This is a genomic window from Roseateles chitinivorans, from assembly GCF_050632145.1.
GTDB classification, from domain to species: domain Bacteria; phylum Pseudomonadota; class Gammaproteobacteria; order Burkholderiales; family Burkholderiaceae_C; genus Roseateles; species Roseateles chitinivorans_B.
This window is the reverse complement of sequence record NZ_CP192577.1, coordinates 870,888-889,633: the sequence shown is the minus strand read 5'-3', so window position 1 is coordinate 889,633 and position 18,746 is coordinate 870,888. Positions and strand designations below refer to the sequence as shown.

Here is an 18,746-nt window from a genome sequence, read left to right as displayed (position 1 = left end):
CGCGGTCTGCCGCAGGCCTTCGCCTTGGATATCAGCGGCGCGCGGCTCAGTGGCTGCGCGCCCAGGCGGTGCCTTCGCTCTCCGCATAGCGCAACGCGGCGCGGCGGGTCTCGAAGGTCGGCACGAATCGCATGACACGATCAATGCTGGCCATGCCGCGTCCCGACTGGATCGAGACAGCCGCGGCGAATCCGCCGTCGGCATGGGGTTTGGTCATCGGTGAGACAAGGAATCGCCCCACCTCAATGCGTTTGTTCTGCATCATTATCTTGAGGTGTGCGCCTTGACAGGCAATCGCAATAAGCAACCGTCTTGGCGCGGTGTGGGAAGGTGTGCCATCTCCATTCGATGATACGAACAGAAGGGGCACGGAAAGTGGCTCCAGATGCCGATCAGCCGAAAGGCGAACAGGCAGGCCGAAACCAGAAACGCTCAAGCGCACGAACCGGGGGTGATGCTGGTGCGAGCCGCTCGCAGAAGTGTCCTTGGGAGGGACCGGAGGGGCTGCAGAAGAAGACCTGAAGAGGGTGGTCTTGTGCGAGTCAAGCGGCGATTGTAGCCCAAGCGCCGGATTCGCGCATCTCCCGGGATCACCCCGGGGTGCGGGGAGGCGGACGACGGCCCGAACGGGCCGTTGAAGGTTGCCTCGTCGGATCGTGCAAGCGGTGTGTCGGAACCGGCACGTGCGGTCGCCGCCCCGTTCCTAGGATTCATCCGTCTCCCAACCACGGCCCCGGCACCTCGTGTCGGCCGGCCCGGAACCCTTGAAGGACGGAATCCCATGAGCAAGATCTGGTTCATCACCGGCGCCAACCGCGGCTTCGGTCTCGAGATCGCCCGCGCGGCGCTGGCTGCCGGCGACCGCGTCGTCGCCACCGGCCGCAACGTCGATGCGTTGAAAGTGGCGTATGCCGACCACGGCGAGGCGGTCCTCTGCCTCCCGCTGGATGTCAGCCGCGAAGCCGACGCCGCCCAGGCGGTCGAACAGGCCGTCGCGCGCTTCGGTCGCATCGACGTGCTGGTCAACAACGCCGGCTATGGGCAGCTCGGGCTGTTCGAGGAAATCAGCGCCGCCGACATCGAGCGCCAGTTCGCCACCAACGTCTTCGGCCTGATGCACGTCACCCGCGCGGTGCTGCCGGTGATGCGCCGGCAGCGCGACGGGCACATCCTGAACATCGCGTCGGTCGGCGGCTTCCGCGGTTTCGACGGCGCGACGGTGTACTGCGCGACGAAGTTCGCCGTCGACGGCTTCACCGCGTCGCTCGCGCCCGAGCTCGCCGGCTTCAACATCCGCGTGACGGTGGTCGAGCCGGGCTTCTTCCGCACGGACTTCCTGGACGCCAGTTCGGTCCGCTATGGCTCGCAGTCCATCGCGGACTACGCGACGCTGCCGACGCCGCCGCTGTCCACCTACGAGGCCTACAACCACCAGCAACCCGGCGATCCGGCGAAGCTGGGCCGTGCCTTCGTCGAACTGGCCGCGATGCCGGCGCCGCCGCTGCACTTCGTGGCGGGCTCGGATGCGCTGGGCATGGCGCGCGAGACGTTCGGGCTGCGCATGGCCGAGATCGAGGCGCACGCGCGCTTGTCCGCTTCGCTGGATCGCGACGACGTCTGATCCGCGACGACGTTCGAGTGAGGGCTGATCGAGGTCGGATGGACATCGGATCGACATCGACTCAGACCTCCGGCAGCGGTCACCGGGCGCGGCTACCATCCCGCCCCGGGACACGTCGGCCGGGGAGGGCGCGATGCAGGGACGCGGCACGCCGTCATGACGGTGGCGCATTGGGAGCCCGCCGGCAGGAGCCGGCGGCGAATCGCAGGCATGGCGGCGCTGTTCGTGCAGGCGCTCGCCTTGCTGCTGCTGTGGCGCGGCACCTTGACGGTGCGACCGGACCCGATCGGCCACAACATCGAGCCTTTGCTGCTGGTGAAGGTGGCGCCGAAGCTGGTCGACGATCCGTCGGCCATCGACGACAGGTTTCTCGGCAGGTTGCCGTTGTCACGGCCTCGTGAATACGTCCCCGCGCCCCTCTTCGTCGCGCCGCCCGAGGTGACGATTTCCGCCGCGCCGCCGTCGACGTCGTTCCAGACGGTCCCGGTGCCGTCCATGCCGGCCTCGGGCGCTTCAGCGCCGCTCGGCAACGGCCGCACGACGCTCAACCTCGCGCTGCCGAAGGCAGGTGCGGCTTCCGATCCTTGGGTGCGCATGGCCGAGCAGATCCGCAACGACGAGCGCTCGCACAGCGCGCCGCGCACCGTCGAGTCGGCGATCGCCGATGCCGCCGGCACGCTGCCGATCGTGTCGAGCGTGTCGACTAGCGGCTCGGGCTCCAAGGTGATCCGTCAGGGCAGCCAATGCACGCGGGTCTATGAGAACCGCGTCGCCGCGATCCATCCGACGGACGATCGCCTCAAGGACGCCCCTGCCTTGATGGGCGGCTGCGGCGGGAAGTGAGCGGCACGGAAGGTGCGACCGGCGCCGGTGCCGATCAGGCGGTGAACCGCGCCGCCGGTGTGTCGCGCCGCTTCGCCGCATCCCGCGACGGCGGCGCGCCGTAGAGGCGGCTGTACTCGCGGCTGAACTGCGACGGGCTCTCGTACCCGACCGCATGCCCGGCGCGCGCGACTTCGAGACCTTCGGCGATCAGCAGCCGGCGCGCTTCCTGCAATCGCAGCTGCTTCTGGTACTGCAGCGGGCTCATCGAGGTCAACGCACGGAAGTGGTGGTGGAGCGAGGACGCGCTCATGTGCGCCTCTTTCGCCAGGGACTCGATGCGCAGCGGCTGCGCGTAGTGGGCCTTCAGCCAGCGGATCGCGCGGTGCACGCGCTGCGTCTGGCTGTCGGCGCGCGCGACCTGGGCCAGGCGCTCGCCCTGCTCGCTGCGCAGCACGCGGTAGACGAGCTCGCACATCGCCATCGGCGCCAGCGCCGCATGGTCCTCCGGGTGGTCGAGCAGCTGCATCAGGCGCGCGGCGGCGTCGAGCATCTCCGAGGTCACCGCGCTGACGAAGAGCCCGCGGCCCGGGTCGTCGCCGTCGCCGTCGGCGGAGCCGATGCCGTTCGCCGGCGTGACCGGCGCGACAGGCGCCCGCGGCGGACCGCTGCGCGCGACCAGCTCCGCGACCTCCTCCGGATCGAAATCCAGGCGCAGGCAGAGATAGGGGCGCTCCGGCGTCGCTTCGGTCACGCGGCCGCTGACCGGCAGGTCGGTCGTGAACACCATGAAGCGCGCGGCGTCGTAGACGTAGCGCTCCTCGCCGAGCCGCACCTCCTTCGCGCCCTGCGAGATCAGGCACAGCGAGGCCGGCTGCACCGCATGCGCGAGTTCGCCGCCGGGGGTGTCGAGCCGGAGGATCCAGAGCCGGGGCAGGGCCGTGGGCCAGACCCCTTCGCGCGGCGCGTGGCGGGACAGCAGCGCGCTCAGCGCCCCGGTGTCGGGCTTGGGAACGTTCATGGGGGCGCTCATGGGAGGGGCTCAGCCCGCGCGCAGCAACTGCTCGATGTCGGCGCGGGGCGGCGTGCCGAAGAGGCGGCGGTACTCGCGGCTGAACTGCGAGGCGCTCTCGTAACCCACCTGGTGCGCCGCGGCGGCCGCGTCCAGTCCTTCGCCGAGCATCAGCCGGCGCGCGTGCTGCAGCCGCAGCTGCTTCTGGTACTGCATCGGCGACATGCTCGTCAGCTGCTTGAAGCGCTGATGCAGCGTCGAGGCGCTCATGTGCGCGACCTCGGCCAGTTCGTCGATGCTGATGGCCTCGCTGAAGCGGCGGTTCAGCTCGTCGATCGCGCGCGACAGGCGGCGCGTCGCGCTGTCCTGCTGCGCCAGCGCGCGCAGCCGCGGACCGAGCGGTCCCGTCAGCACGCGATAGAAGATCTCCCGCTGCAGCAGCGGCGCCATGACGCGCTGGTCCGACGGGTTGTCCAGCAGCTGCATCAGCCGCAGCGCGGCGCTCAGCAGCGACTCCGACACCGGCGCGACGTTCAGCCCCGACTGCGCCGACGGCGACGCGTCGGTGCTCGCCGGGCCGACCTCCAGCATCAGCTCCGCCAGCGTCGCGGTCGAGCAGTCGATGCGCACGCACAGGTAGGGCTTGTCCGGCGTCGCCTCGATGACGCCGCCCTTGGGCAGCATCGGCATCGACACCAGCAGGAAGTGCAGGGGGTCGTAGTACAGCGTCTCGGTGCCGAGCTCCACCTTCTTGCGCCCCTGCAGCACGATGGCCAGGCCGGGCTCGTAGAACGCCGGCGCGGTCTTGGGCATGCTGCAGCTGGCCTTGATCAGGTGCAGGCAGGGGATGGCGGTGGGCAGGGAGCCTTCGCCGCCGATGTGCCGGAGCGTCAGATCCACCATCTGCGCGCGCAGGGCCTGCAGCGCGTCGGGGAAGCCGTCGGCGAGGGGAATCGGAGTGGGTGCGACCATGCATCGGATTGTGCAAGTCCCTCGCGCGCGGCGCCAGCGCCCGCGAGCGCGGCGGACCGGGTTCCGGAGGATCGGGCAAGGAAGGGCGAGCATTGCGCTGGTGAGGGAGGGGGGCGGATTCCTAAGCTCTCGGTCATCGCGGCGGCCGTCCGGTCGTCGCGCTCCCACCGCTTTTGAAGGAGTGCCGCCATGACCATCATGTCCAGGGAACCGCTCAACAACCTGCCGCAGCTGCCGCGCCGCCGCCTCGGTGCGCACGGACCGGAGGTCTCCGCGCTCGGGCTCGGCTGCATGGGGATGTCCGATTTCTACGGTCCGGCCGATGAGGCCGCGTCGATGGCCGTCCTGCACCGCGCGCTGGACCTCGGGATGAACTTCCTCGACACGGCCGACATGTACGGCCACGGCGCCAACGAGCGCCTGCTGTCCGGGCTGCTGGCCAACCGCCGCCGCGAGGTGGTGCTCGCCACCAAGTTCGGCATCGTCCGCAACGCCGACGGACTCTCGGCCGGCGTCGACGGCCGGCCGCTGCACGTCCACGCGGCGTGCGACGCGAGCCTGCGCCGCCTCGGCGTCAACCACATCGACCTGTACTACCTGCACCGCGTCGACAAGTCGGTGCCGATCGAGGAGACGGTCGGCGCGATGGCCGCGCTGGTGCGCGCCGGCAAGGTGCGCCACATCGGCCTGTCCGAGGCCTCCGCGGAGACGATCCGCCGCGCCCACCAGGTGCATCCGATCGCGGCGGTGCAGTCCGAGTACTCGCTGTGGACCCGCGATGTCGAGGCCGAGGTGCTGCCGACCTGCCGTGAGCTCGGCATCGCGCTCGTGCCGTACAGCCCGCTGGGGCGCGGCTTCCTGACCGGTGCGATCCGCAGCGCCGACCAGCTGGCGGCCAACGACTGGCGGCGCGTCAATCCGCGCTTCCAGGACGGCCACCTGGCGCAGAACCTCGCGCTGGCCGATGCGATCGTCGCGCTGGCCCGCGACCATGGGCTGACACCGGCGCAACTGGCGCTGGCCTGGCTGCTGGACCGCGGTCCGGACGTCGTGCCGATCCCCGGCACGCGCTCGATCGCGCGGCTGGAGGAGAACGCGATGGCCGCGCGCCTGCGGCTCAACGACGTGCTGCGCGAGGACCTGCGCGACCTGCTCGACGAGTTCCCGGTCGCCGGGGAACGCTACCCCGAGGTGTCGATGGCGCTGGTGAACGCATGACGCGCTGATCGCACGAGCGCGCCGTGAGGCCCGGACGGTGACGCCGTCCGGGCCTTCTTCATTCCTCGAGCCCGAGGAACACGGCCATCTCGCCGTACGCCTCGTCGAGCGCGGCGCGGAAGGCCGCGTCCCGCGGCCGCTTGTCGATGAAGCCGAGGTCCGGGACCAGCGTGCCGCCCTCGACCTTCAGGTTGGCCCAGCCGATCATCCGGTCGCCCCAGAGCATGGGCAGCGCGTAGTGGCCCATCGTGCGCTTCGCGGCGGGCGTGTAGGCCTCGAAGCGGTAGGCCCAGCCCCACAGCCGCTCGAAGCGGCGGCGGTCCCACACCAGCGGGTCGAAGGGGGCGAGGAAGCGCAACCGCTCCGGCTCGACCCTGTGGCCGCGCGACGCGGGATTCTCGTCGGCCGGCCAGTACCAGACCTCGCCGTCGACCTTCGTGTGGGCCCAGCGGCTCTTCGCCTCCTTCAGCACGTTGCGAGCCTCCACCCGCAGGTGCGGCGCGCCATAGCCGAGCAGCGACGTGAGGTAGCCCAGGCTTGCCGACGGCAGTGGCGCGTAGAGCGCCACGATCATGTCGAGCAGCGCCGCCGCCCGCGCGTGCCGCGCTTCGGGGCTGTCGTCCTGCAGCAGGTGCTCGATCGCCTCGTAGACCCGCGTGCCGGAATCGCGCCGCGCCACGCGCAGCAGGCCGCGGTAGTGCATGCCGTCGAGGAGCTGGGTACTGGCGTTGAGTTCGCCGCCCCAGTAGCCCGCAACGCGCCCGTGGCTGAAGGCCTGCTGCACATGCTGCGGATGGGTGCGCCCACGTGCGCGGATGAACTCGAGCACCTCGGCGGCGCGGGCGTTCATCGCGTCGTCCCAGGGTCGCTTCGCGGTGCGCGGGTGCAGCAGCGCGAGCGTCTCGCGTGGCAGGAAGCCGTAGTTGACGAGGGCGTCCTCCTCGACCGCGAGCTTCGTGTATCGCGCCTCGAGCTGGCCGGCGCGGTAGTCCTTCACCCGGTGCATCAGGATCAGGTCCTGCGCCCGCGCCGGCGCGCGGATCGGGTCCGCCTGCACGAAGCCCAGGCGCTGGATCGCGCGCAGCAGCGTCGTCGGCTTGAAGAAGGTGCGGGCGATGGCGTGACGCCGCAGCGCGTCATGGTCGATCACGGGCATTCGGGAGCGATGGTCGTCGAAAGCCGTGACGGTACCCCGGCGCCGCACCGGATGTGTCAGCAGGGCTTGTCGACGCAGCTCGACTGCCGAGGCCGTTGGCCCTCACCCCCACCCTCTCCCGCAAGCTGTATGGACCGAGGACATGGGTAACAGGTGTGCCAGGACATGGGTGACACTTTTCCCGCCTAGTCAGCGGGAGGACGAAGTTGCCCTGGAGCCAAGTCACCGTGAAGGATCAAAGAGAGGAATTCGTTCGGCTGGCCCGACAGCCTGGCGCCAATATCAGCGAGCTATGTCGACGCAGCGGCATCAGCCGTAAGACGGGCTACAAGTGGCTCAGCCGAGTCGATCTTGAGGATCGATCTCGGCGACCACGAACCTCACCGACCCGTACACCCGAACAGCTGCAAGCTCAGGTGCTTGCAGTGCGGGCCGAATGTCCGGCTTGGGGTGCTCGCAAGATCGCGCATGTGCTGGGGCGCGATCATGGCGTGCACATAGCGGCCAGCACGGCCAACTGGGTGCTGCGCCGCAACGGCCTGATCGACCCGGCAGCAAGCCAGGCCGCAACGGCATGGCAGCGCTTCGAGCACGAGACGCCTAATGCGCTGTGGCAAATGGACTTCAAGGGCCACTTCGCCACCGACGCCCAGCGCTGTCACCCGCTGACCGTGCTGGACGATCACTCGCGCTTCAACATCGTCCTGCAAGCGCTGGGCAATGAGCGGCTCGAGTCCGTGCAGCCCGTGCTGCAGCGCGCCTTCGAGCGCTATGGGCTGCCTGAGCGCATCAACGCCGACAACGGCCCGCCCTGGGGTTCGCCTACGCGCGGCGCGCTCACCGAGCTGGAGGTGTGGCTGATTCGGCTGGGCGTGCGCTTGAGCCACAGCCGACCGATGCATCCGCAGACCAACGGCAAAGACGAACGATTCCATCGCACGCTGAAGGCCGAGCTACTAGCCAGTCGGCACTTCAAGGACCTGAGCGATGCCCAGCGCCACTTCAGCCAGTGGCGCCATCTCTACAACTCCAAACGGCCTCATTGCGCACTGGGCATGGGCACGCCAGCCAGCCGCTACGTGGCTAGCCCGCGCTCAATGCCAAGCTCACTGGAGCCCGTCGAATACGGCGATGGCGTCATCGTGCGCCGGGTCGGATACGGTGGACGGATCCAGTTCAAGGGCAATACCTACCGCGTTGGCAGAGGTCTCATCGGCCAACCTGTGGCCCTACGACCTCACTTGGATCTCGATGGCAGCTTCGATGTCTTCTTCTGCCACCAAAAGGTACGCATGATTGAGCTGTGCCAGGCTGACTAACCTGGACCTGACCTGTTACCCATGTCCTGGCACACCTGTCACCCATGTCCTCGGTCCATACAGCAAGCGGGAGAGGGAGCAGGAAGCTCACAGCGGCGCGAAGCCGCTGGGCGCCTGCTCGACGGTGTCCATCTGCATCTCGAAGCTGAAGAAGCGGTTCCGCCCCCGCGATTTCGCCGTGTAGAGCGCGTCGTCGGAGCGCCGCAGCAGACCTTCGACGGTCGTCTCCGCATCCGGCACGCAGGTGGTGATGCCGCCGGACAGCGTGACGTGGGACTCCACCGAATCCGGGTGGCGCATGTTGCAGTTGCGCAGCGTGCGCATCACCGCCCGCGCGAAGGTCATCGCGCCCGAGCGCGGCGTGCCGGGCAGGATCAGCGCGAACTCCTCGCCGCCATAGCGGGCGGCGCAGTCGCGCGGCCGGCGACAGGTCTCCTGCAGCAGCAGCGCGACGCGCTGCAGGCAGGCATCGCCGGCCAGGTGGCCGTAGCTGTCGTTGTAGCGCTTGAAATGGTCGATGTCGCACAGCACCAGCGTCAGCGGCGTCTGGTCGCGCCGCGCGCAGGCGATCTCCTGGGCGAGCCGGGCGTCGAAGGCGCGCCGGTTGAGCAGCCGCGTCAGCGGATCCTCGCCGGAGAGCTTCTCCAGTCGTTCGTTGCTGTGGCGCAGGTCGTCGGACACCTCCTGCAGCCGCGTCTGCATCCGCCGCAGCCGCTGCATCGCACGCAGCTTGGCCTGCAGCACGGTGTTGGAGACGGGCTTGACCAGGTAGTCGTCGCCGCCGGACTCGATGCCCTGCCAGAGGTCCTGGTCGCGGTCGCGGCTGGAGAGGAAGATGATCGGCGTCCACCCGCCGTTCTCGTGCGCCCGCATCTGGCTGGCGACCCAGTAGCCGTCGTGGTCGGGCATCTCGACATCGAGCAGCACGAGGTCGGGGTGGTCGCCGTCGAAGCGGGCCAGGGCGCTGTCGCCGCCGTCCGCCTCCAGCGTGTGGTGTCCGATCGCCTGGAGCTGGCTGCACAGGAACCCACGCGTGCTGGCCTGGTCATCCACGACCAGGATGCGCAGCGGAGGGAGCGAGGCGGGCGGCAGCGAGGCGGAAGCATCCATGGCCGGGCATCGTCGACTGGCGGCAACAAGATGTGCCGGAGCCGATTATGCGGGGCCGGTCCCCTCGCGGGCAGTTCGGGTATGCCTCAAGTCGGGGACGGCGGCGGCGGCGCGGCGGGCGTGGCCGCCGGTGCGGCCGGGGCCACCGCGCGGCGCTGCTCCGCCGTGTCCATTTGCATCTCGTAGCTGAAGAAGCGGTTCCGGCCGGTGGACTTGGCGTTGTAGAGCGCGTCGTCGGCCCGGATGATCAGGCCTTCGGCGCTGGTGCTCTCGTCGGGCAGGCAGGTGGTGATGCCGCCCGAGAGCGTGATCGTGGCGCCCGTCGGCGAATCCGGGTGCGGGATCGCGGCCAGTTCCACCGTGCGCATCAGCGCGCGGGCGTAGGTCATCGCGCCGGAGCGCGGCGTGTTCGGCAGGACCAGCGCGAACTCCTCGCCGCCGTACCGGCCGGCGCAATCGCTCGGGCGGCGGCAGGTTTCCTTGAGCAGCCGACCGATGCGGCGCAGGCACTCGTCGCCGGCGACGTGGCCGGCCGCGTCGTTGTAGCGCTTGAAGTGGTCGACGTCGCACAGCATCAGCGTCAGCGGCTTGCCGTCGCGGCGGGCCAGGTCCAGCTCCTGCTGCAGCCGCGCGTCCAGCGCGCGCCGGTTCATCAGGCCGGTCAGCGCATCGACGCTGGAAAGCTCCTCCAGCTGGGCGTTGGCGGCGCGCAGTTCCTCGGACATCTGCACCAGCCGCGACCGCATCTGCGCCAGGCGGTGCATCGCGCGCAGCTTGGCGTGCAGGATCATCGCGGAAGCCGGCTTGACGAGGTAGTCGTCACCGCCGGCCTCGATGCCCTTCCAGACGTCCTCGTCCTGGTTGAACTGGGACAGGAAGATGATCGGCGTCCAGCCACCGGGTTCGGCGGCGCGCATCTCGCGGCAGGTCCAGTAGCCGTCGTGGCCCGGCATCTCGATGTCCAGCAGCACCAGGTCGGGACGGTAGCGGCGGAACAGCTCCAGCGCCCATTCGGCGCTGTCGGCTTCCAGCACGCGGTGGCCGGCCCGGTCCAGTTCCGCCGTCAGCGCCACGCGGGTGGCGTTCTGGTCGTCGACGATCAGGATGGTCAGCGGGGTGGGCGCGGTAGGCATCGCATGCATGCGGTCATTCTGCCGCGATGCCCGCATTCCTGAAACGACCAGGGCCGCGCGAGGCGGCCCTGAGTCGGGGGATCAAGTTTCCGCGCGTGCGGCAAATGACCGGTTTGGCGGGAGGGGGATCACAGGCCCGCCGCCGCCCGCAGCGCCTTCGCCTTGTCGGTGCGTTCCCAGGTGAACTCCGGCTCTTCACGACCGAAGTGGCCGTAGGCCGCGGTCTTGCCGTAGATCGGACGCAGCAGGTCCAGCATCTGGATGATGCCCTTGGGACGCAGGTCGAAGTGCTCGTTGACCAGCGCGGCGATCTGCTCGTCGGGCAGGACGCCCGTGCCTTCGGTGTAGACCGTGACGTTCATCGGACGCGCGACGCCGATCGCGTACGCGACCTGGATCTGGCACTGCTTGGCCAGGCCGGCGGCGACGATGTTCTTCGCGACGTAGCGGGCGGCGTAGGCGGCCGAGCGGTCGACCTTGGTCGGATCCTTGCCCGAGAACGCGCCGCCGCCGTGCGGGCAGGCGCCGCCGTAGGTGTCGACGATGATCTTGCGGCCGGTCAGGCCGCAGTCGCCCTGCGGGCCGCCGATGACGAAGCGGCCGGTCGGGTTGACCAGGTACTTCGTGTCCTGCAGCCATTCCTTGGGCAGCACCGGCTTGATGATCTCCTCGATGACGGCCTCGTAGAACTCGGGCTTCATCTTGTCGCCCAGCGACATCTCCGGCGCGTGCTGCGTCGACAGCACGACGGTGTCGATGCTGTGCGGCTTGCCGTCGACGTAGCGCATCGTCACCTGGCTCTTCGCGTCCGGACGCAGGAAGGGCAGGCGGCCGTCCTTGCGCAGCTGGGCCTGGCGCTCGACGAGGCGGTGCGCGTAGTAGATCGGCGCGGGCATCAGCTCGGGCGTCTCGTCGCAGGCGTAGCCGAACATCAGGCCCTGGTCGCCGGCGCCGGTGTTCAGGTGGTCGTCCGAGGCCTGGTCGACGCCCTGGGCGATGTCGTTGCTCTGCTTGTCGTAGGCGACGAGCACGGCGCAGCCCTTGTAGTCGATGCCGTACTCGGTGTTGTCGTAGCCGATGCGCTTGATCGTGTCGCGGGCGACCTGGATGTAGTCGACGTGGGCGTTGGTCGTGATCTCGCCCGCCAGCACCACCAGGCCGGTGTTGCAGAGGGTCTCGGCCGCGACGCGGGAGCGCGGGTCCTGCGCCAGGACGGCGTCGAGGATGGCGTCGGAGATCTGGTCCGCCACCTTGTCGGGGTGGCCTTCAGATACGGATTCCGAGGTGAAGAGGAAATCGCTCGCCAATTTAAACTCCTGTGATTCAGTCTTCGGGCAATGCCTTCTGGCCTTGCCCTTCGGGCTTGCCTTTTGGCGTCGCCGAGACGGGAGTCAGGCGGCGAACGCTTTAGCGGGATTTATGAGTCGCCCCGCAAGTTGTCCAGATTAACTCGGCGACTGGGGCGGCATTATAGGAAAGAGCCCGAACAGGGCGCCGGACGGTCGATGGGAAAACTGGGTACATATGCGCTGATCAGCCTGCTGTGGCTGCTGCACTGGCTGCCGCTGCGCTGGCTGGCCGCCCTCGGCTGGGGGCTGGGCGGGCTGCTGCATCGCGTGGCGGGTTCTCGGCGGCGCGTGGCGCTGCGCAACGTCGAGCTCTGCTTCCCCGAGAAGCCGCTGGCCGAGCGCGAGGCCCTGGTGCGCGAGCACTTCGGCTGGCTGGGCCGCAGCCTGCTGGAGCGCGGGCTGCTCTGGTACGCGTCGGACCGGCGGCTGCTGAAGCTGATGCGCATCGAGGGCAACATCAAGCTCTCCGAACAGGTCGACCGCCCGGTGATGTGGTTGATGCCGCACTTCGTGGGCCTGGACTGGATCGGGCCGGCGTTGATGCTGAACCAGGCAAGACCTGGCGCCAGCATCTACCAGCGCCAGAGCAACGCGCTCTTCGACGAGGCGCTGCGCCGGGCGCGCTCGCGCTTCGGCACGACCAAGCTGGTCGACCGCCACGAGGGCGTGCGCAGCGTGCTGCGGGCGATCCGCGACGGGTATTCGTTCCTGAACCTGCCCGACATGGATTTCGGCCCGAAGGATTCGGCCTTCATCCCGTTCTTCGGCGTGCCGGCCAACACGCTGCTGGCGCCGGCCAAGATCGCGCAGACGATGAAGATGGTGGTGCAGCCGGTGGTCGTCACGATGCTGCCCAAGGGCGAGGGCATCGTGATCCATGCGCACGAGCCGCTGGAGAACTACCCGAGCGGCGACCTGGAAGCCGACGCCAACCACTTCCACCGCTGGCTCGAGGACCGGATCCGCGAGCACCCGGCCCAGTATTTCTGGGTCCACAAGCGATTCAAGACGCGACCGCCCGGCGAGGCGTCGCTGTATTCCCGATAATCCGCTCCCATGAAACTGCGCTTCACCAAGATGCAGGGCGCCGGCAACGACTTCGTCGTGCTGGACGCCACGCGCCACCCGATGCCGCTGACCAGCGATCAGCTGCGGCGCGTCGGCGACCGCCGCTTCGGCGTGGGCTGCGACCAGATCCTGGTGATCGAGTCGGCCAAGACCCCCGACGTCGACTTCGGCTACCGCATCTTCAACTCGGACGGGTCCGAGGTGGAGCAGTGCGGCAACGGCGCGCGCTGCTTCGTGCGCTACGTCGTCGACAAGGGCCTGACCGACAAGCGGACCATCCGCGTGCAGACGATCAACGCGCTGCTGGAGCTGCGCCTGCGGGACGACGGCCGCGTCACGGTCGACATGGGCGCGCCGGTCTTCGACCTGCCGCGGATCCCGTTCGACCCGAAGGAATCGGCGCCGCGCCATGAGAACGGGTTCGAGCGCTGGCCGCTGGACCTGGGCGACGGCATCACGGCGGATGTCGCCGTGCTGTCCATGGGCAATCCGCATGCGGTGCAGCGGGTCGACGACGTCGATCACGCGCCGGTGGGCATCGTCGGCCCGCTGGTCGAGCACCATGACGCCTTCCCGCGTCGTGTCAACGCCGGGTTCCTGCAGGTCATCAGCCGCGGCGAAGTGAAGCTGCGCGTCTTCGAACGCGGTGCCGGCGAGACGCTGGCCTGCGGCACCGGCGCGTGCGCGGCGGTGGTGGCGGGCATCCGGCTGGGCTGGCTGGACGCCGCGGTCGAAGTGCACACGCGCGGCGGCGACCTGCGCATCGAATGGGCCGGCATGACGCCGGGAGGCCCGGGGCTGTCCGCCCCGGTCTACATGACGGGGCCGGCGCAGACGGTCTTTGAAGGAGAAATCGAACTGTGAGCGGCATCGAAGGCATCACCGAACAAGACATCGCCGACTACCTGGCGAATGACCCGGCGTTCTTCGAACGTCACGCCGAACTGCTGGCCAACGTCCGGATCTCGCATCCGCACGGCCAGCGCGCGGTCTCGCTGCAGGAGCGCCAGGCGGAGCTGCTGCGCGACAAGATCCGCGGCCTGGAAAACAAGATCATCGAGATGATCCGCAACGGGCAGGAGAACGTCGCCATCGCCGACCGGCTGCACCGCTGGACGCTGGCGCTGATGCTGACGCGCGACGACCGCCAGCTGCCGGAGGTGCTGCTGCGCGAGCTGCGCCACCAGTTCCTGATCCCGCAGGCGGGCCTGCGGCTGTGGAACGTGGATGCGGGCCACGCGCTCGCGCCGTTCGCGGCCGAGGTCAACCCGGACGTGAAGACCTTCGTGGGCAGCCTGAACCAACCGTACTGCGGCATCAACTCGGGCTTCGAGGCCGCGCGCTGGCTCGAGGACGACGTGGCCTCGCTGGCGCTGGTGCCGCTGACGACGGGCGCGCCGGCGCAGCCGTTCGGACTGCTGGTGCTGGGGTCGCCGGATCCGACGCGCTACACGGCCGAGATGGGCACCGAGTTCCTGGCCCGTGTCGGCGAGATCGCGAGCGCCGCGCTCTCGCGCCTGCTGGACGCCGACCCGCACGCCGCCCAGGCCGCGCCCCATGTCGCCGCTCAGCCTGACTGACGAGCAGCAGCGCTACCTGGAACACCTGCGCGTGCAGCGCCGCCTGGCGGAGCGCACGCTGACGCTCTACACGGACGCGCTGCAGCGGCTGACCGGGCTCGCCTCGGCGGAAGACCTGAACCTGCTGCGCCTGTCGGCGCATCAGGCGCGGCGTTTCCTGGCGAAGCTGCACGGCGAGAAGCTCAAGCCGCGCACGCTGGCCCTGATCCTGTCCGCGTGGCGCGGCTGGTACCGCTGGCTGGGCCAGAACGGCCTGGTCGACGCGAACCCGATCGCCGACCTGCACGCGCCCAAGCAGGGCCGGCCGCTGCCGAAGGCGCTGGGCGTCGACGACGCGGTGCGGCTCGCGGAACACCGGCAGGACGCGGCCGATCCGGTCGCCGAGGCGCTGGAGCGCTGCCTGGTCGAACTGCTCTACGGCAGCGGCCTGCGGGTCTCCGAGCTGGTGGGCCTGGACCAGCGCCACCAGGCGTCCTCCGCCGGCTGGATCGTGCTCGAGGACGCCGAGGCGCAGGTGCTCGGCAAGGGCTCGAAGCGACGTGCCGTGCCGCTGGGCGGACCGTCGATGACGGCGCTGCGCGCGTGGATCGAGGTCCGCGGCCAATGGGCGGCGGCGGACGAACCGGCACTGCTGGTCGGGCCGCGCGGCCACCGGCTCAGCGCCGACCAGATCCGCAAGCGTCTCAAGCAGCGCGCGCTGGCGGCGGGCATGCCCACGCATGTCCATCCGCACATGCTGCGCCACTCCTTCGCGTCGCATCTGCTGCAGAGCAGCGGCGACCTGCGCGCGGTCCAGGAGCTCCTGGGCCACGCCAACATCAGTACCACGCAGATCTACACCCGGCTGGATTTCCAGCACCTGGCCAAGGTCTACGACGCGGCGCATCCTCGCGCCCGCAAGAAATAACCGATCGACAACGATGCTCCGCTCCGTCCTGAACGCTTCGAACGCTCCGTTCCCGTCCCGTCCGCTGCTGCTGTGCTCGGCGCTGTTCGCGGCCCATGCCCAGGCCCATTCGCAGGCCCAGGCAGAGGTGAAAGCCCCGGCGCCGACGAAGTTCTCGACGCCGGCCGAGGTGGAAGAGGCGGACAAGTACGGCGGCGTCACGACGACCGACATGGGCAACGGCATGGTCCGCGTGGCCATCCACGTGAAGGAGCCGCCGCGGGTCGTCACCGCCACGGACAGCCGGCCCGCCGCGTTCGAGCTGAACTGGTCGCCGGTCAAGATGCCCACCGGGCAGAAGACGGCGTTCCTGGGCGCGCACTACATGGTGGCGGTCAACGAGGACTGGGGCATCGGTCCGGCGGCCTACGGCGCGGCGCAGGGCGAATTCGGCGGCCTGTTCACGGTCGGCTTCAACGTGCAGCGGCGCTTCCGCATCACGCCGGCGGTGCACCTGGCGGCCAGCCTGTACGCGGGCGCGGGCGGCGGCGTGAGCTCGGACAGGGTGCGGCCCGGCGGCGGCCTGATGCTGCGGCCGGAGCTGTCCCTGCGCGGCGAGTTCGGCAACTGGTACGCCGGGGTCGGCGTCTCGCACATCACCTTCCCGAACGGCAACGGCAACATCAAGGACACCGGCGTCGCGTTCACGATCGGGCGGATGGACCGTTTCCTGAGCTTCAACCCGAGCGACTCGGGCTCGCCGGGCCGCGCGGGCGATCGCACGGGCATGGGCTTCGACGAGATCGCGCTCAGCGCCGGCGCCGAGAAGCCGCGCAGCGGCAGCCGCACGCGCGGCGGCGTGCCGCTGACCGGGCGCAAGGGCAAGGCTGGCGGCGATCTGCGGCAGTACTTCGGGGACGGGTCGTCGTGGTGGGGCCTGGAGGCGTCGGGCGCCGCGTCGGGCGGACACGACGGCTACATGGAGATCCTCGCCAACGCCGGCCAGGACTGGGGCATCGGCAGCCCGCGGCTGCGCGTGGGCGGGCAGTTCTCGTTCGGCCTGGGCGGCGGCGGCGACATGGACACGGGCAACGGCTGGCTGGTGCGGGTCGGTCCGACGCTGCGCTGGATCACGCCGTGGGGGCCGACGCTGCGGCTGGATGCCGGCTACATGACGGCGCCGTGGGGGCACTACGACTCCTTCCAGGTGCGCGGGTCGCTGGCGCTGCCGCTGGAGAAGGTCTCGCGCATCCTGAACACGCCGCCGCTGGAGTCGGGCACCATCCGTGCGCAGGCGCTGTACCTGAGCATGCCCTACTTCAAGGAATTCAAGTTCAAGGACGGCTCGAAGGACAACGTCACGGGCCTGGGCATCGGCATGACGCGTGACTTCGGCGGGCCGTGGTACGGCGTGGCGCAGGCAGGCAGCGCGGCGCTGGGCAAGGCGGGCGCGTTCTCGTACGGCATGTTCGGCCTCGGGGCGCACACGCCGAACTGGAACGGCGTGCGCGTCGGCGCCGAGGCGATGGTCGGCGCGGCGGGCGGCGGCAATGTCGCGGTCGGCGGCGGCGCGGTGACGCAGGGCGAAGTGTGGGCGCAGTGGGAAGGCACCGGCCGGGACCGCCTGCGCGTGAAGCTCGGCGTGGGCCAGTGGAAGGCGCTCGGCGGCGAGAAGCAGAGCACCCCGATGGTCAGCCTGAACGTGGGCTGGGCATTCGGGACGCTGGGGCCGGCCGCGCGGCGCTGAGACAATCCGCCGCATGAAATCCATCCGTCTCCGCGAGGGCAAGGACCGCTCGCTGCTTCGCCGCCATCCCTGGGTCTTCGAGGGCTCGATCGCGCGGGGCAAGGCCGACGCCGGCGAGACCGTGCGCGTCGAAGCCGCCGACGGCAGCTTCCTCTGCTGGGCGTCGTTCAGCCCGGAGTCGCTGATCCGCGTGCGCGCGTGGAGCTTCGACGAGCAGGAGCGCATCGACGCGGCCTTCTTCGAACGCCGCATCGCCGCGGCGCTGGCGCTGCGCGCGCGCATGCCGATCGATTCCGACGCGGTGCGCCTGATCCACGGCGAGGCCGACGGCCTGCCGGGCCTGATCGTCGACCGCTACGGCGACACGCTCAGCGCGCAGTTCCTGTCCGCCGGCACCGAGCGCTGGAAGCAGACCATCGCCGACCTGCTGCTGGCGCAGACGGGACTGACGCGGATCTACGAACGCTCCGACGCGAACGTGCGCACGCTCGAAGGCATGGCGCCCGTCACCGGCTGGCTGCGCGGCGAGGGCGGCACCGAGATCGTGATCTCGGAGAACACCTGGAAGCTGAGCCTGGACGTCGCCGAGGGCCACAAGACCGGCTACTACCTCGACCAGCGCGACAACCGCCGCAAGTTCGCCGAGGTCGTGAAGCACTACGGCTGCCAGTCGGTGCTGAACTGCTTCAGCTACACCGGCGGCTTCTCGGTCGCGGCGCTCGCGGGCGGCGCGACGGAAGTGATCAGCGTCGACTCGTCCGGCCCGGCGCTGGCACGCGCCACGGCGCACGTCGCGCTCAACGGCTTCGATCCGGCGCACCATACGGCGCTGGATGCCGACGTGAACCACACGCTGCGCGACATGCTCAAGCAGGGTCGCAGCTTCGACGCGATCGTGCTGGACCCGCCGAAGTTCGCGCCGACGGCCGCACACGCGGAGCGCGCCGCGCGGGCGTACAAGGACATCAACCGCCTCGGCCTGATGCTGCTGAAGCCGGGCGGCCTGCTGTTCACGTTCTCGTGCTCGGGCGGCGTGGGGCCGGAGCTCTTCCACAAGATCGTGGCCGGCGCCGGCATCGATGCCAACGCGGACGGCCTGATCCTCGATCGCGTCGGCGCGACGCCGGACCATCCGCAGACGATCTACTTCCCCGAGGGCGAGTACCTCAAGGGCCTGCTGATCCTCAAGCGCTGATCCCAGGTGCTGATCAGGGCCGCGCCGCCGGGAGGGCCAGGCGCGGCTCGAACTTTGCGCGCTTGACGCTGAAGAAGACCTTCACGTTGCGGACGTTGGCCTGCTGCGTGAACAGCCGCTGCACCAGCGCGTGATACGCCGGCATGTCCGGTACCTGCAGCACCAGCACGAAGTCCGGCCCCGGCGCGACACGCCAGCACTGCTGGACTTCGGGCGCCGCGACGGCGATGGCCTCGAACGCATCGAGGTGCTCGGCGCCCTGGCGGTCGAGCGTGATCTCGACCAGCGCCGACAGCCCCGCGCCCAGCTTCTCCGGCGACAGGATGGCGACCTGCTTCTCGATGACGCCGGTCTCGACGAGCCGCCGCACGCGGCGCAGGCAGGTGGCAGGCGACACATGGGCGCGCTCGGCCAAGGCCTGGTTCGACAGCGAGGCGTCCTGCTGGAGCAGATCCAGCACCCGCAAGTCGATGGCGTCCAGGGTGATGGAAGATTCCATAAAATCCGTTCAGATGGAATATTCCATCAATGTCAGTCAGTCGTGACTGATTCTTTCAT

The 18,746-nt window shown here is 69.6% G+C and carries 18 protein-coding genes; 10 read left to right on the top strand and 8 right to left on the bottom strand.

From position 1 onward, the window contains the following. Positions 1-46: 46 nt before the first annotated feature. Positions 47-262: a hypothetical protein gene (locus tag ACQ86G_RS04060; protein WP_431259442.1), complete on the bottom strand. Its 216-nt coding sequence runs from the start codon at positions 260-262 to the stop codon at positions 47-49. A gap of 519 nt (positions 263-781) precedes the next feature. On the opposite strand from ACQ86G_RS04060, the gene ACQ86G_RS04055 reads away from it, so the two are divergent. Both ACQ86G_RS04055 and ACQ86G_RS04050 read left to right on the top strand, forming a co-directional pair. Then, positions 782-1,621 (top strand): SDR family NAD(P)-dependent oxidoreductase, encoded by an 840-nt coding sequence (locus ACQ86G_RS04055; RefSeq protein WP_431259441.1) that lies wholly within the window; start codon positions 782-784, stop codon positions 1,619-1,621. A 210-nt stretch (positions 1,622-1,831) separates the two neighbouring features. Next, complete coding sequence (locus ACQ86G_RS04050) at positions 1,832-2,464, top strand: hypothetical protein (protein WP_431259440.1); 633 nt, start codon at positions 1,832-1,834, stop codon at positions 2,462-2,464. A 34-nt stretch (positions 2,465-2,498) separates the two neighbouring features. Here ACQ86G_RS04050 and ACQ86G_RS04045 read toward each other — a convergent pair whose 3' ends face one another. Continuing rightward, positions 2,499-3,464, bottom strand: a complete 966-nt coding sequence (locus tag ACQ86G_RS04045; protein WP_431259439.1) for an AraC family transcriptional regulator N-terminal domain-containing protein — start codon at positions 3,462-3,464, stop codon at positions 2,499-2,501. 21 nt (positions 3,465-3,485) lie between these two features. Then, on the bottom strand, positions 3,486-4,427 hold the full coding sequence (locus tag ACQ86G_RS04040) for an AraC family transcriptional regulator N-terminal domain-containing protein (RefSeq protein ID WP_431259438.1): 942 nt from the start codon (positions 4,425-4,427) through the stop codon (positions 3,486-3,488). Between the two features lie 189 nt (positions 4,428-4,616). On the opposite strand from ACQ86G_RS04040, the gene ACQ86G_RS04035 reads away from it, so the two are divergent. Next, on the top strand, positions 4,617-5,645 hold the full coding sequence (locus tag ACQ86G_RS04035) for an aldo/keto reductase (protein WP_431259437.1): 1,029 nt from the start codon (positions 4,617-4,619) through the stop codon (positions 5,643-5,645). A gap of 58 nt (positions 5,646-5,703) precedes the next feature. Here the strand turns inward: ACQ86G_RS04035 and ACQ86G_RS04030 are convergent, their stop codons facing one another. Beyond that, complete coding sequence (locus tag ACQ86G_RS04030) at positions 5,704-6,801, bottom strand: DNA glycosylase AlkZ-like family protein (protein ID WP_431259436.1); 1,098 nt, start codon at positions 6,799-6,801, stop codon at positions 5,704-5,706. 206 nt (positions 6,802-7,007) lie between these two features. On the opposite strand from ACQ86G_RS04030, the gene ACQ86G_RS04025 reads away from it, so the two are divergent. Continuing rightward, positions 7,008-8,120 carry an IS481 family transposase gene (locus tag ACQ86G_RS04025; protein WP_431257046.1) on the top strand — a complete coding sequence of 371 codons (1,113 nt, stop codon included), beginning with the start codon at positions 7,008-7,010 and terminating at the stop codon, positions 8,118-8,120. Between the two features lie 87 nt (positions 8,121-8,207). On the opposite strand, the gene ACQ86G_RS04020 is transcribed toward ACQ86G_RS04025, so the two are convergent. The 3 genes from ACQ86G_RS04020 to metK form a co-directional block, all read right to left on the bottom strand. Then, positions 8,208-9,230: a GGDEF domain-containing response regulator gene (locus ACQ86G_RS04020; protein WP_431259435.1), complete on the bottom strand. Its 1,023-nt coding sequence runs from the start codon at positions 9,228-9,230 to the stop codon at positions 8,208-8,210. Between the two features lie 86 nt (positions 9,231-9,316). Further along, the gene (locus ACQ86G_RS04015) at positions 9,317-10,372 is read right to left on the bottom strand and encodes a GGDEF domain-containing response regulator (RefSeq protein ID WP_431259434.1); all 1,056 of its coding nucleotides are present in this window, start codon (positions 10,370-10,372) and stop codon (positions 9,317-9,319) included. Between the two features lie 119 nt (positions 10,373-10,491). Then, complete coding sequence (gene metK, locus ACQ86G_RS04010) at positions 10,492-11,670, bottom strand: methionine adenosyltransferase (protein ID WP_431259433.1); 1,179 nt, start codon at positions 11,668-11,670, stop codon at positions 10,492-10,494. Positions 11,671-11,868: 198 nt separating this feature from the next. Between metK and ACQ86G_RS04005 the strand changes: the two genes are divergently transcribed. The 6 genes from ACQ86G_RS04005 to ACQ86G_RS03980 are packed head-to-tail and all read left to right on the top strand — an operon-like array spanning position 11,869 to position 18,188. Further along, a complete protein-coding gene (locus ACQ86G_RS04005; protein ID WP_431259432.1) occupies positions 11,869-12,759 on the top strand; it encodes a lipid A biosynthesis acyltransferase in 891 nt (296 codons plus the stop codon). A gap of 9 nt (positions 12,760-12,768) precedes the next feature. Then, a complete protein-coding gene (gene dapF, locus ACQ86G_RS04000; RefSeq protein WP_431259431.1) occupies positions 12,769-13,644 on the top strand; it encodes a diaminopimelate epimerase in 876 nt (291 codons plus the stop codon). After that, a complete protein-coding gene (locus ACQ86G_RS03995; RefSeq protein WP_431259430.1) occupies positions 13,641-14,360 on the top strand; it encodes a DUF484 family protein in 720 nt (239 codons plus the stop codon). The genes dapF and ACQ86G_RS03995 overlap by 4 nt, the downstream gene beginning before the upstream one ends. After that, on the top strand, positions 14,338-15,267 hold the full coding sequence (locus ACQ86G_RS03990) for a tyrosine recombinase XerC (RefSeq protein ID WP_431259429.1): 930 nt from the start codon (positions 14,338-14,340) through the stop codon (positions 15,265-15,267). The genes ACQ86G_RS03995 and ACQ86G_RS03990 overlap by 23 nt, the downstream gene beginning before the upstream one ends. Positions 15,268-15,280: 13 nt before the next feature. Then, entirely contained in the window at positions 15,281-16,993 is a 1,713-nt protein-coding gene (locus ACQ86G_RS03985) for a hypothetical protein (RefSeq protein ID WP_431259428.1), read from the top strand. Between the two features lie 13 nt (positions 16,994-17,006). Beyond that, complete coding sequence (locus tag ACQ86G_RS03980; RefSeq protein ID WP_431259427.1) at positions 17,007-18,188, top strand: class I SAM-dependent rRNA methyltransferase; 1,182 nt, start codon at positions 17,007-17,009, stop codon at positions 18,186-18,188. A 13-nt stretch (positions 18,189-18,201) separates the two neighbouring features. Here ACQ86G_RS03980 and ACQ86G_RS03975 read toward each other — a convergent pair whose 3' ends face one another. Further along, entirely contained in the window at positions 18,202-18,687 is a 486-nt protein-coding gene (locus ACQ86G_RS03975; protein ID WP_431259426.1) for an Lrp/AsnC family transcriptional regulator, read from the bottom strand. Positions 18,688-18,746: the final 59 nt, after the last annotated feature.

Bases quoted from the DNA above. Each gene is read 5' to 3' on its own strand.
- ACQ86G_RS04060 (WP_431259442.1), bottom strand. From the start codon at position 262: ATGCAGAACAAACGCATTGAGGTGGGGCGATTCCTTGTCTCACCGATG.
- ACQ86G_RS04055 (WP_431259441.1), top strand. From the start codon at position 782: ATGAGCAAGATCTGGTTCATCACCGGCGCCAACCGCGGCTTCGGTCTC.
- ACQ86G_RS04050 (WP_431259440.1), top strand. From the start codon at position 1,832: ATGGCGGCGCTGTTCGTGCAGGCGCTCGCCTTGCTGCTGCTGTGGCGC.
- ACQ86G_RS04045 (WP_431259439.1), bottom strand. From the start codon at position 3,464: ATGAACGTTCCCAAGCCCGACACCGGGGCGCTGAGCGCGCTGCTGTCC.
- ACQ86G_RS04040 (WP_431259438.1), bottom strand. From the start codon at position 4,427: ATGGTCGCACCCACTCCGATTCCCCTCGCCGACGGCTTCCCCGACGCG.
- ACQ86G_RS04035 (WP_431259437.1), top strand. From the start codon at position 4,617: ATGACCATCATGTCCAGGGAACCGCTCAACAACCTGCCGCAGCTGCCG.
- ACQ86G_RS04030 (WP_431259436.1), bottom strand. From the start codon at position 6,801: ATGCCCGTGATCGACCATGACGCGCTGCGGCGTCACGCCATCGCCCGC.
- ACQ86G_RS04020 (WP_431259435.1), bottom strand. From the start codon at position 9,230: ATGGATGCTTCCGCCTCGCTGCCGCCCGCCTCGCTCCCTCCGCTGCGC.
- ACQ86G_RS04015 (WP_431259434.1), bottom strand. From the start codon at position 10,372: ATGCATGCGATGCCTACCGCGCCCACCCCGCTGACCATCCTGATCGTC.
- ACQ86G_RS04005 (WP_431259432.1), top strand. From the start codon at position 11,869: ATGGGAAAACTGGGTACATATGCGCTGATCAGCCTGCTGTGGCTGCTG.
- dapF (WP_431259431.1), top strand. From the start codon at position 12,769: ATGAAACTGCGCTTCACCAAGATGCAGGGCGCCGGCAACGACTTCGTC.
- ACQ86G_RS03990 (WP_431259429.1), top strand. From the start codon at position 14,338: ATGTCGCCGCTCAGCCTGACTGACGAGCAGCAGCGCTACCTGGAACAC.
- ACQ86G_RS03985 (WP_431259428.1), top strand. From the start codon at position 15,281: ATGCTCCGCTCCGTCCTGAACGCTTCGAACGCTCCGTTCCCGTCCCGT.
- ACQ86G_RS03980 (WP_431259427.1), top strand. From the start codon at position 17,007: ATGAAATCCATCCGTCTCCGCGAGGGCAAGGACCGCTCGCTGCTTCGC.
- ACQ86G_RS03975 (WP_431259426.1), bottom strand. From the start codon at position 18,687: ATGGAATCTTCCATCACCCTGGACGCCATCGACTTGCGGGTGCTGGAT.